At 40.5% G+C, this 11,285-nt stretch carries 13 protein-coding genes; all 13 read left to right on the top strand.

Annotation, left to right across the window (positions count from 1 at the left end; all coding sequences use genetic code 11):
• Nucleotides 1-107: 107 nt before the first annotated feature.
• A complete protein-coding gene (locus MWH30_RS12510) occupies nt 108-959 on the top strand; it encodes an ABC transporter substrate-binding protein (RefSeq protein ID WP_248664430.1) in 852 nt (283 codons plus the stop codon).
• Nucleotides 960-981: 22 nt separating this feature from the next.
• The gene (locus MWH30_RS12515; protein WP_248664431.1) at nt 982-1,674 is read left to right on the top strand and encodes an ABC transporter permease; all 693 of its coding nucleotides are present in this window, start codon (nt 982-984) and stop codon (nt 1,672-1,674) included.
• Nucleotides 1,674-2,378 carry an ATP-binding cassette domain-containing protein gene (locus MWH30_RS12520; RefSeq protein ID WP_248664432.1) on the top strand — a complete coding sequence of 235 codons (705 nt, stop codon included), beginning with the start codon at nt 1,674-1,676 and terminating at the stop codon, nt 2,376-2,378. The genes MWH30_RS12515 and MWH30_RS12520 overlap by 1 nt, the downstream gene beginning before the upstream one ends.
• A 20-nt stretch (nt 2,379-2,398) precedes the next feature.
• On the top strand, nt 2,399-2,881 hold the full coding sequence (locus tag MWH30_RS12525) for a COG2426 family protein (protein WP_248664433.1): 483 nt from the start codon (nt 2,399-2,401) through the stop codon (nt 2,879-2,881).
• Nucleotides 2,882-3,006: 125 nt separating this feature from the next.
• Nucleotides 3,007-3,231 (top strand): trp RNA-binding attenuation protein MtrB, encoded by a 225-nt coding sequence (gene mtrB, locus MWH30_RS12530; protein ID WP_248664434.1) that lies wholly within the window; start codon nt 3,007-3,009, stop codon nt 3,229-3,231.
• Between the two features lie 237 nt (nt 3,232-3,468).
• Nucleotides 3,469-4,314, top strand: a complete 846-nt coding sequence (locus MWH30_RS12535) for a 3-deoxy-7-phosphoheptulonate synthase (RefSeq protein WP_248664435.1) — start codon at nt 3,469-3,471, stop codon at nt 4,312-4,314.
• Nucleotides 4,301-5,776 carry an anthranilate synthase component I gene (trpE, locus tag MWH30_RS12540; protein WP_248664436.1) on the top strand — a complete coding sequence of 492 codons (1,476 nt, stop codon included), beginning with the start codon at nt 4,301-4,303 and terminating at the stop codon, nt 5,774-5,776. Before MWH30_RS12535 ends, trpE begins: the two co-directional genes overlap by 14 nt.
• Nucleotides 5,777-5,806: 30 nt before the next feature.
• The gene (gene trpD / locus MWH30_RS12545; protein ID WP_248664437.1) at nt 5,807-6,826 is read left to right on the top strand and encodes an anthranilate phosphoribosyltransferase; all 1,020 of its coding nucleotides are present in this window, start codon (nt 5,807-5,809) and stop codon (nt 6,824-6,826) included.
• 2 nt (nt 6,827-6,828) lie between these two features.
• On the top strand, nt 6,829-7,614 hold the full coding sequence (gene trpC, locus MWH30_RS12550) for an indole-3-glycerol phosphate synthase TrpC (RefSeq protein WP_248664438.1): 786 nt from the start codon (nt 6,829-6,831) through the stop codon (nt 7,612-7,614).
• Nucleotides 7,615-8,232 carry a phosphoribosylanthranilate isomerase gene (locus MWH30_RS12555; protein WP_248664439.1) on the top strand — a complete coding sequence of 206 codons (618 nt, stop codon included), beginning with the start codon at nt 7,615-7,617 and terminating at the stop codon, nt 8,230-8,232. It abuts the gene before it with no gap.
• Between the two features lie 562 nt (nt 8,233-8,794).
• A complete protein-coding gene (gene trpB, locus MWH30_RS12560; protein ID WP_248664440.1) occupies nt 8,795-9,970 on the top strand; it encodes a tryptophan synthase subunit beta in 1,176 nt (391 codons plus the stop codon).
• Nucleotides 9,970-10,764, top strand: a complete 795-nt coding sequence (gene trpA, locus MWH30_RS12565; protein ID WP_248664441.1) for a tryptophan synthase subunit alpha — start codon at nt 9,970-9,972, stop codon at nt 10,762-10,764. The genes trpB and trpA overlap by 1 nt, the downstream gene beginning before the upstream one ends.
• A 260-nt stretch (nt 10,765-11,024) precedes the next feature.
• Nucleotides 11,025-11,285: IS200/IS605 family transposase (gene tnpA, locus MWH30_RS12570; RefSeq protein ID WP_248664442.1), on the top strand; the 261-nt coding region annotated here is incomplete at its 3' end.

The following is an 11,285-nucleotide window of genomic DNA, read 5'->3' on the forward strand; positions in this document are numbered from 1 at the left end:
TAATCAGATAGCAACCTCGTAAGTTTCTTTTAGGAATCCTCGTTCGTGACGCAAGGAACGGGCGGGGAGGATGTCAAGTATTTGATTTACTAATGAGGTGTTTAGTTATGCTAAAAAATAATAAAGCATTGATTATAATTATGGTAATCTTAACTTTTAGTTTAGTTATTGGCAGGATAGGCTTTGATAGTATTCAAAATGCTTTTCAAAGGGACGGTACTGAAAGACTGATTTTAGCTACTACTACTAGCACTGAAAATTCTGGTTTGTTAGCAGAGTTAATTCCTCCTTTTGAAGTGGAAAATGATATTCGAGTGGATGTAATAGCAGTAGGGACGGGTAAGGCTTTAGAGTTAGGTAAAAGCGGTGATGCTGATGTTTTATTGGCTCATGCTGAGTCAGCAGAACTAGAATTTATGGAGCAAGGTTACGGAGTTAATAGAGAGAAGATAATGGATAATAGCTTTGTATTAGTAGGCCCTAACAAAGATCCAGCCAATATCAAAAGAAGCCCAGGAGCAGTAGCAGTTTTTAGAGAGCTGGCTGCTCAAGAAGTTACTTTTATTTCTCGCGGAGATTCTTCCGGGACTAACTTAAGAGAGTTAGAGCTGTGGGAGGAGGCTGATATTGAAGCTAAAGGAAGCTGGTATCAAGAGACAGGACAGGGGATGGGTTCTACCTTGGTAGTAGCTGACGAAAAGCAAGCTTATACTTTGACTGATTTAGGTACTTATTTGACCTTTAAAGAACAGCTTGATTTAGAGATTTTGTTGGCAGATGATCCTTTGCTTTTTAATCCTTACTCAGTTTTAAGCGTTAATCCAGAAATACATGCTGATATTAACTATCAAGGAGCTAAAATATTTACGGAGTATCTTTTATCCCCAACAGCTCAGCAGATTATTCAGGAATATACTATTGCTGAGCAGAGACTATTTAATCCAGTTAAAGACCTTTAAAGTTGAGAAAGGAAGATAGATATTGGACTATATTATACAAGGATTTAGTGAAGCTTTAAGACTGATCTTAGCCTTAGATACGGAAGTGTTAGAGGTAGCTATGCTTTCGTTTTTTTTAGCTTCTTTTTCTACTTTTTTAGCTGCTTGCTTAGGAATTCCCTTCAGTTTTTTGATTAGTCAGTATGATTTTAAAGGCAAGGGCTTACTTATTACAGTTCTAAATACTTTATTGAGCTTACCAACGGTAGTGATTGGACTATTGGTTTTTACTTTTATATCTAACCGCGGGCCCTTAGGGGGCTTAAATCTATTATTTACTCCCCAAGGAATTATAATTGGTCAGGTGATACTCGCTTTGCCTATTATTACTACCTTGTCTTTAAATACTATTTTAGAATCCGAAGAACAGATTATTAAGACGGCTCTTTCCTTAGGTGCTTCTAAAAAACAGGCTTTATTTATTTTATTAAAGGAAATCCGATTTGGAATCTTAGGAGCAGTAATTACCGCTTTTGGACGGGTAGTTGGAGAGGTAGGAATCTCAATGATGATCGGTGGCAATATCCGCGGAGTAACTAGGACTTTAACTACAGCTATTGCTTTAGAGACCAGTCGGGGAGAGTTTGGCTTTGCCCTTTCTTTAGGAATTATTTTAATGTCGCTCTCTTTGGTGATCAATCTTATTTTGCACAGTTTTCAGGCAGGTGATACTTAATGGCAGCAGCTATTATTTCCGGGGAAAATATAGTTAAGTATTATGGAGAAGAAAAGATACTTGATATTGAGGAAGTAGTAATTGAAGAAGGGCTTGTTTTAGCTTTGATGGGCCCTAATGGCAGTGGTAAAAGCACTCTAATTAAAATCCTAAGTCAATTAGAAGAGTGTAAACAAAGCAAAATATACTTTCAAGGAGAACTGGTTACTGCTAAGAATAGATTAGCAGTTCGTCGCAAAATTGGCTTTATTTGGCAAGATCCTTTGCTGTATAATACTTCAGTTTATGAAAATATTGCTTTAAGTTTAAAGTTCAGGGATTTAAGTGAGGAAAAAATAAATACTAAAGTTGGTGAAGCATTAACTAGATTAAATATTAATAAACTAGCTAATAAGAACGCTAAGCAACTATCCGGAGGAGAGAAACAAAAAGTTTCTATTGCCAGAACTTTGGTTGCAGAGCCGGAGCTGATCTTTATTGATGAACCTAATACCAGCCTTGATATCGATAGTATAAATCTAGTAGAAGAAATTATTGCCGAAGAGGTGGAAAAAGGAGTAAGTGTTTTGGTAGTTACTCATAACTTTTATCAAGCTAAAAGTCTGGCTGATGAGGTGCTGGTTTTAAAAGAAGGACGGCTAGTCGATCAAGATCGGCCGGAGAATTTATCGATTAAGGAGGAAGGACTGTTAAAGTATATTTAGATATATTGGAGGTATGAAAATTGGAAGAGTTATTTTTATGGATTCGAAACTTGATTTCAAGAGAATTTGCTATTTTCATAGCAGCTATGTTGCCGGTAACTGAACTGCGGGGAGCTATTCCCCTAGCTGTTTCTTGGGGGATAAGTCCTATGCAAGCTTTTTGGCTAGCCTTTATTGGTAATTTAGTTCCAGTTATGCCTTTGTTAATACTCTTAGATCCAGTTACTGAGCTTCTGCGTAAAGTTCCTATTTTTGATAGATTTTTTGAATGGCTTTATGCGCGGACCCTTCGCAAAAGTGACCGGGTTAAAAAGTACGGAGCTATCGGTTTGATCTTTTTTACGGCAGTTCCTTTACCTACTACTGGAGCTTGGACTGCTTCTTTAGCAGCAACTATTTTTAAGATTAGATTCAAGTGGGCTTTTTTAGCTATCAGTACCGGAGTTTTAATTGCTGGAATAGCAATCACTCTATTGAGTGCTGGGATTATTACAGTGTTTTAAGCTGATTTTGCTTAATTGTACTTGACAATGTTTAGCTGCTGTATTATCATTAGGTATAGATTTGAAGAGCTGAGCTGAGTTGTTTTAAGATTAGAAGAAGTGAGCTAGGATAGGAGGATTTTTTAATGGAGCCGATTGTAGGCGAAGAGTACGTAGTGATTAAAGCTTTGGAGGATGGAGTTACTATTATTGGTTTGACTCGCGGTGAGAAGACGGAGTTTCATCATACTGAAAAGCTGGATGCTGGGGAAGTAATGATGGCTCAGTTTACTAAGCATACTTCTGCTATTAAGATTAGAGGTAAAGCGGAGATTATTACTAAGCACGGGGAAGTAGAGTCAGGTACTTAATAGATTTTAGAGATAGATTGTAAAGAGATAGCTGAGAGCTGAGTTAAGTAAGTAGAGAATTTAAAACTTGATATTAGAGATGAGTTTAGCCGAGCCGAGTTTAGATGAGTAAAGATGAGATGAGTAAAGCTTTTAATCTAGGGATTTTTATGTCTAGATTGCTTTACTAGTGAGATTTATCTAAACCGGACTCTAAGGAGTCGGGTTTTTTAATTTTTAAGGGGGAGTTGAGTAGAGATGAGTCAGCCTGCTAAAGAACTATATCCTTTGGCTGGAAAGAGAAAAGGTTTAAAAAGGAGTACAGTGCAGATTGGTAGAGTTGAGGTGGGAAAAAAATCGCCGGTGACTGTGGTCTCGCTAGAGATTGTTGAAGACAAAGAGCAGTTAATTAATACTGCTCGGACTATCAAAGAGGCTGGAGGAGAAATCTTAATAGGTGGAGTAGCTAAAAGCTTAGATTCTCCTTACACCGGGCCCGATTTAAGTAAGCAGAGTTTAGAATTATTAGCCCAAATAAGAGAGGCTACGGATTTAGCAGTTGGAATTGAGGTGATGGACCCTCGGCATATTCATTTAGCAGTGGAGTACGTGGACTTAATTGAAGTGGCAGCTCCGAATATGCAAAATTATCCCTTATTAAAGGCATTGGGTCAGGCTGAAGTGTCGGTACTTTTAAAGCGAGGCATGAGTGCTACTATTAAGGAATGGTTATTAGCAGCCGAATATATTTTGGAAGCTGGTAATCGTCAGGTAGTTCTTTGTGAGCGAGGAGTTAGGAGCTTTCAGGAAGGTAGTGAAAATATTTTGGATATCAGTGCGGTGCCTACAGTTAAGAATTTAAGTCATCTGCCAATAATTGTAGAGCCTAGCGATGCTGTTAGTCAGCAGGAGTTGATAACTCCTTTAGCTAAAGCCGGAATTGTAGCCGGAGGCGATGGAGTATTAGTTAATTTAGCTGGGCCAGCAAGTTCAACTGGAGTTGAAGCTTTGAGCTGTGCTGACTTGCAGGAGTTAGTAGGAGAGTTAAATCTATTGACCGAGTTATTCATGAAAAGAAGGGAAGTAAAAGATGTATTATCCTAATCGAGAGCAGTTTATGGCTAAGGCTGAAGAAGGGAACTTAATTCCAGTTTATACTGAGGTAGTAGCTGATATGGAGACTCCTGTTTCAGCTTTTAAAAAGTTGGGAGATAGTGAATACTCTTATCTGCTGGAAAGTGTAGAAGGAGGCGAGAAGGTAGGTCGTTACTCCTTTATTGGCGGTGATCCTTTTTTAGTCTTTAAGTATCAGCAAGGTAAGGTTAGTATTGAAGAAGATGGGCAAGTGGAAGAGCAGGTTACTGAAGAGCCGCTAACTAAGTTAGACCAGATCTTAGCTGCTTATCAACCAGTAGAAGTAGAAGGACTGCCTAGATTTTTTGGCGGAGCGGTAGGTTACTTAGGTTACGAAATGGCTACTTCTTTTGAGGATATTCCCCGTCGAGAGTCTGACTTAGGGCTGCCTGATAGTATCTTTATATTAACCGATACAATTTTGATTTTTGACCACGTTAAACACAAAATCAAGGTGGTAGCTAATACTTTTGTGGAGTCAGATCCCCAGCAGGCTTATCAGCAGGCTATTAAGAAGATCGATAAAATAGTGGCTAAGTTAAAGCAGCCTTTGGCAAGGGGTGAGGTAAAGCATATTACCGATACTCAAGAGTCTGAAATGGCTGTGCAGTCTAACTTAACTAAAACAGAGTTTATGGAGATGGTTGAGCAGTCTAAGGAGTATATTAAGGCCGGAGATATCTTTCAGGTAGTGCTTTCCCAGCGTTTGCAACTGCAAAGTAAGGCCGATTCCTTTGCTGTTTATCGTACTTTAAGGCGGATTAATCCTTCTCCTTATATGTATTATCTTAATTTTGCTGATTTAAAGTTAGTGGGTTCTTCGCCGGAGATGTTGGTTAGAGTGGAGGACGGCGTAGTTGAAAATAGGCCTATTGCAGGGACGAGAAGGCGCGGTGAGAATCAAGAGGAAGATCAAGCGTTGGCTGAGGAGATGTTAAATGATCGCAAGGAACGGGCTGAACATACTATGTTAGTCGATTTAGGTAGAAATGATGTAGGTCGAGTTAGTGAGTTTGGGAGCGTAGAGGTGGATCAGTTTATGGAGGTAGAGAAGTATTCTCACGTGATGCATCTGGTTTCCAATGTGAAGGGGGAATTAAAGGCAGATTTAAGTGGATTTTCGGCCTTAGCTTCCTGCTTTCCCGCAGGTACGGTTTCGGGAGCACCCAAGATCAGGGCTATGGAGATTATAGCTGAACTGGAGCCTACGGCGCGTGGGCCCTATGCTGGAGCTATCGGTTACTTTGGCTTCGGTGGTAATTTGGATAGCTGTATTACTATTCGGACGATGATGTTTAAAGGAGATCAGGTCTATGTGCAGGCTGGAGCCGGGATTGTAGCCGATTCCGAACCGGAGTTTGAGTATCAGGAGACTTTGAATAAAGCAGAAGCCTTAATTAAGGCTGTTGAGATGGCTAATGGAAAAGAGTAAGTTGATAATAGATGAGAGGAGCTGAGTAAGATGAAAAAATTAATCAAGCGGATAGTGGCCGGAGAGAATTTGGAAGTAGCAGAGATGAGAGAAGCAATGGACTTAATAATGAGCGGGGAGACTACTGCAGCTCAGGTAGGGAGCTTTATTACTGCTTTGCGAATGAAGGGCGAGACGGTGGAGGAGATTACCGGAGCAGCGCAGATTATGCGGCAGAAGGCATTGGCTGTGCAGCCGGAAGCGGACTTAGTAGTGGATACTTGTGGTACTGGCGGTGATGGAGTAGGTACTTTTAATATCTCTACTACTACGGCTTTTGTGGTAGCAGGAGCAGGAGTACCGGTAGCTAAGCACGGTAATCGTTCCGTTTCCAGCAAAAGTGGTAGTGCCGATGTGCTGGAAGTTTTGGGAGTTAATTTGGAGTTGACTGCTGAAGAAGTAGCTGAGGCAGTAGATGAGATCGGGATTGGCTTTCTATATGCGCCGCTTTTTCATAAAGCAATGAAGCATGCTATTGGGCCCAGAAAAGAGATTGGAGTGCGGACGGTCTTTAATATTTTAGGACCTTTGACTAATCCGGCGCGGGCCCAACGACAGGTACTAGGAGTTTATGATCCAAAGTTAACTGAAGTATTAGCTAAGGTATTAGCTAACTTAGGAGTAGAAAAGGCCTTTGTGGTGCATGGAGCGGGCGGTTTAGATGAGCTTTCCAATCTAGGTAAGACTAAGGTTAGTTATTTGAAAGCGGGTGGTGAGGTAGAAAATTCAGAGGTTCACCCCGAGGACTTAGGTTTAAATGTAGCTGAGGTAGAGGACATTCAGGGGGGTACGGCTCAGGAAAATGCAGATATTGCTTTGGATATTTTGAAAGGTAAGCAGGGTCCTAAACGAGATATTATCTTGTTAAATAGTGCCGCAGCTTTGTTGGTAGCCGACCAGGTTGAAGACTTAGAGGCTGGGGTAGAGTTGGCAGCCCAAGTAATAGATTCCGGGCAGGCTTTAGAAAAGCTGAACCTATTAATTGACTATACAAATCAGAAAAGGGGATAAAAATGTTCTTAGAAAAAATTATTGAGAATACTAAACAAGAAGTAGCAGCCCAAAAAGATGAAGTTAGCTTAGCTGAATTAAAAGCTAAGTTGAGAGCACCTAGTGAGATTAAGGACTTTAAAACAGCTTTGCTAGAGCCGGGTATGAGTTTGATAGCCGAGGTTAAAAAGGCTTCTCCTTCTAAGGGAGTGATCAGGGAGGACTTTAATCCGGTGCAGATAGCCTCCGCTTATGAAGAGTATGGAGCAGCAGCTATTTCGGTTTTAACCGATAGTAAGTACTTTCAGGGTAGCTTGGACTATTTAACAGCAATTAAAGAGCAGGTAAAGCTACCTTTATTGCGTAAAGACTTTATAGTAGATCCTTATCAGCTCTATGAAGCCCAGGCAGCCGGAGCCGATGCAGTGCTGCTGATAGTGGCGGTGTTGAGCTTTGAGAAGTTGCAGGAGCTATTGAGTTTAGCTGAAGATTTAGGTTTGGCTGCTCTGGTAGAGGTACACAGCGAGGATGAGTTAAGGCAGGCTGTAGAAGCCGAAGCGGAGATAATCGGGATCAATAATCGGGACTTAGTTACTTTTGAAACCGATATTCAACAGACTTTAGATTTGCAAGAGTTATTGCCTGAAGATAGAGTAACAGTCAGTGAAAGCGGGATTAGCTCTGGTGATGATGTAGAGCTGCTAGCAGCCCAAGGAATCGATGGTATTTTAGTAGGCGAAGCCTTGATGCGTAGCGCAGATTTGGCTAAGAAGATTGAGGAATTAAATTTAACTGGGAGTTCGATTTAAATGACTAGAATTAAAATCTGTGGAATTACTAATTTAGAGGATGCTCTGCGGGCAGTAGAACAAGGGGTAGATAGTTTAGGTTTTATTTTAGCTGCCAGTCCTCGTCAGGTAAGTCCAGAAAGAGTAAAGGAGATAGTTGATAACTTACCCCCTTTTATTAATAAGGTAGGGGTCTTTGTAGATGAGGAGTTAGCTAAGGTAAAGGAGATAGTTAGCTATTGTGGCTTAGATACAGTTCAACTGCACGGTAGTGAAAGTCCGGAGTACTGTCAAGAGTTTGCTAACTTAACAGTAGTTAAGGCTTTTAGGATTAAAGATCAACTGCCTTTGCTTGAGTTAAAAGAGTATGCTGAGGTAGTAACTGCTTATCTTTTAGATACTTATGTAGCTGGCCAGGCCGGAGGAACGGGAGAAACCTTTAATTGGAATTTAGCTGAGCAGGCGAAGGAGGCGGGCCCGATTATTCTGGCTGGTGGTCTGAAGCCAGAGAATATAGTCAGCGCTATTCGTGATGTGGCTCCTTATGGAGTTGATGTCAGTAGTGGAGTAGAAAAGGAGCCGGGAGTTAAGGATCATGATAGATTGGTGGAGTTAGTGAATCAGGTTAACAGCGTATAAAGGACAGAGGATAGAGGATAGATAAAGTTCAAAAGATTAAAATCTACTGGACACAGACTAAAATCTGACTAAGTTCTGACTAAACCTTAAGAGATAAGTTCAGAAGCATAGTTTGGCTATTAGAATATTGTTATAATAATGAGCGAAATTATGTTAGCGCAGCAACACAAAACCAATTTTTCGTTATCAGCACGGTCAAATGGGTGTTTATAAGCGATATTAAAGTTTATTTTTTAGTGCTTCTTGACGAATCGGAGCTCAAATAAAAGCTGGTTTAGCAAATTTTCCTAATTAAAATTAGCGGAACCCGGTAGATATTTTCGTGTTCAATAGCAGAAAGTTTCACTGGTTCACAACCAGCCTTGATTTTTAGGCTGGGTGGTGCTTTTATTTGAGTGGAGATGAGTCTTAGAAGTACTAAAATAAACTTTTCTAGTGTTAAACATCCATTTGACCTACTGCGCCATGAAACAATAGAACGATATTGATTTGTTTTTAGATCTTGAACTTAATTATTTAATTATTAACTGTAAACTATTAATTGCACTTAGGAGGTTAGACAATGAAAGGATATTACGGAGAATTTGGTGGCAGATATGTACCGGAGACTTTAATTGCAGCTTTGGATGAATTGGAGGCGGCTTATCGAAAGTATAAAGATGATCCTGACTTTAATAAGGAGTTAGACTCTTATTTAAGTGACTATGTAGGTCGAGAGACTCCACTTTATTATGCGGAGAGATTAACTAAGGAGCTAGGTGGAGCTAAGATATACTTAAAGCGCGAGGATTTGAATCACACTGGAGCGCATAAGGTTAATAACACCATTGGACAGATTTTGTTGGCTAAGCGCATGGGAAAAGAACGGATTATAGCTGAGACTGGCGCTGGACAACACGGGGTAGCTACTGCTACGGCAGCGGCTATCTTTGATCTGGACTGTGAGATCTATATGGGCCTGGAGGATATTGAACGGCAGAGTCTGAATGTGTTCCGCATGCGGCTTTTAGGAGCGGAGGTGGTTCCGGTTACTTCGGGGAGTCAGACGCTTAAGGATGCTACTAATGAAGCGATTAGAGACTGGGTGACTAATGTAGAGCATACTCATTATATTATTGGTTCGGTAGTGGGCCCGCATCCTTATCCGGAGATCGTTAGAGATTTTCAGGCTGTGATCGGGGAAGAGGCTCGAGAGCAGATTTTGGAATTAGAAGGAAAACTTCCGGATTATTTAGTAGCCTGTGTAGGCGGAGGAAGTAATGCTATCGGACTTTTTCACCCGTTTTTTGCAGATGATGAGGTGAACTTTGTGGGAGTGGAGGCTGCTGGTAGAGGTTTGGAGACTGGCGAGCATGCTGCTTCTTTGACGGCTGGGAGTACCGGAGTTTTACACGGGGCTATGAGCTATATTCTTCAGGATGATTATGGTCAAATTATTCCCGCTCACTCTATTTCGGCTGGTTTGGACTATCCAGGGGTGGGCCCGGAGCATAGTTATTATCAGGACTCCCAACGCGCGGAGTACGTGGCAGTTACAGATGAAGAAGCTTTAGAAGGCTTCCAGCTTCTTTCTGAGGTAGAGGGGATTATTCCTGCTTTGGAGAGCGCTCATGCTGTGGCTTATTTGAGGGAGTTAGCTCCTCAACTGGATTCAGAACAGATTATAATATTTAACTTATCAGGTCGAGGCGATAAAGATGTGCAGGCCATAGCTAAAGAGCTGGAGGTGGAGTTATAATGAATCGGATTGAAAAGAAGTTTGGAGAGTTGGCTTTGGAGGATGAGACTGCTTTTATTCCCTATATTACTGCTGGTGATCCTAGTTTAGAGGCTACGGAAGCTTTGGTGGAGCAGTTGGCAGAGTCGGGAGCCGATATGATAGAGTTAGGAGTGCCTTATTCTGATCCTTTGGCAGACGGGCCTACTATTCAGCAGGCTTCACAGCGGGCTTTACAGGCCGGGACAGACTTAGATGGAATATTTAATTTGGTGGCTAGATTGAGAGAAAAGACGGAGATTCCTTTGATCTTAATGGGTTATTATAACTCTTTTTATAAGTATGGTTTTGAAAAGATTGTTGCTAAGGCGGAAGAGGTAGGAGTGGACGGCTTAATTATCCCTGATTTACCGCCGGAGGAGAGTGAAAAGCTAGAGGAGTTAAAAGAGGGAAAGTTGGCAACTATTTTCTTGTTGGCTTCGACTAGTGATATCGAGAGGATTAAGTTAGTTAATCAGGCCAGTAGAGGCTTTATCTACTGTGTTTCTTTAACTGGAGTGACTGGAGCTAGAAGTGAGTTAGCTCCTAATCTGACGGAGTTTTTAACTAGAGTGAGGAATTATAGTGAACTTCCTCTGGCGGTTGGCTTTGGCATCTCTACTTCCGAGCAGGCTGCGCAAGTGGCTAAGCATGCTGAAGGGGTAGTGGTAGGTAGTGCTATTATAGATCGAATTAAGGATAATTTGGATAATAGAGAGGCTATGTTAGCTGAAGTAGGGAAGCTGGTTAAAGAACTTAAGGATGCTATCAGATAGAAAGTTAGCAAGGTATAGTTGACTGAATTAGCTTGTTTTTATTAAAATATTCTAAAAGCTCTGGATTATCAACCAGAGCTTTATTTTATTTCTTACCGAACTTAGCCGAGAAAGCCTTGCCTATGTTAATGGGCGGGGATGAATCGGCTATTTTAATTTTAAATCGACTTGAAAATTAAAATTATTTAATATGTTTCTTGAATACGAACCCCTTTTATGATATAATATTGTTAATAACTATTATTAAGGGGTTTTAACTTATGAATACCTATAAAAGTACAAGACATGCAAAGTTTCTTTTAAACTATCATTTTGTATGGATTCCTAAATATAGAAAAAATATTTTGGATAATAAAGAGATAAAAAATATAATAATAAATGCTATCGATGAACTGGCTATCGAGCATAGTTTTGAAGTACTATCTATAGAAATAATGCCTGAGTATATACATCTTTTTCTATCGGCACTTCCCAGATATTCTCCTAGTAAATTAATGAATATCATCAAAGGAACTACTGGC

Source organism: Fuchsiella alkaliacetigena (assembly GCF_023227765.1).
Taxonomy (GTDB): domain Bacteria; phylum Bacillota; class Halanaerobiia; order Halobacteroidales; family Acetohalobiaceae; genus Fuchsiella; species Fuchsiella alkaliacetigena.

What these genes read in the sequence shown, in the direction of transcription:
- MWH30_RS12510 (WP_248664430.1), top strand. Translation starts at nt 108, where the DNA reads ATGCTAAAAAATAATAAAGCATTGATTATAATTATGGTAATCTTAACT.
- MWH30_RS12520 (WP_248664432.1), top strand. Translation starts at nt 1,674, where the DNA reads ATGGCAGCAGCTATTATTTCCGGGGAAAATATAGTTAAGTATTATGGA.
- mtrB (WP_248664434.1), top strand. Translation starts at nt 3,007, where the DNA reads ATGGAGCCGATTGTAGGCGAAGAGTACGTAGTGATTAAAGCTTTGGAG.
- MWH30_RS12535 (WP_248664435.1), top strand. Translation starts at nt 3,469, where the DNA reads ATGAGTCAGCCTGCTAAAGAACTATATCCTTTGGCTGGAAAGAGAAAA.
- trpE (WP_248664436.1), top strand. Translation starts at nt 4,301, where the DNA reads ATGTATTATCCTAATCGAGAGCAGTTTATGGCTAAGGCTGAAGAAGGG.
- trpD (WP_248664437.1), top strand. Translation starts at nt 5,807, where the DNA reads ATGAAAAAATTAATCAAGCGGATAGTGGCCGGAGAGAATTTGGAAGTA.
- trpC (WP_248664438.1), top strand. Translation starts at nt 6,829, where the DNA reads ATGTTCTTAGAAAAAATTATTGAGAATACTAAACAAGAAGTAGCAGCC.
- MWH30_RS12555 (WP_248664439.1), top strand. Translation starts at nt 7,615, where the DNA reads ATGACTAGAATTAAAATCTGTGGAATTACTAATTTAGAGGATGCTCTG.
- trpB (WP_248664440.1), top strand. Translation starts at nt 8,795, where the DNA reads ATGAAAGGATATTACGGAGAATTTGGTGGCAGATATGTACCGGAGACT.
- trpA (WP_248664441.1), top strand. Translation starts at nt 9,970, where the DNA reads ATGAATCGGATTGAAAAGAAGTTTGGAGAGTTGGCTTTGGAGGATGAG.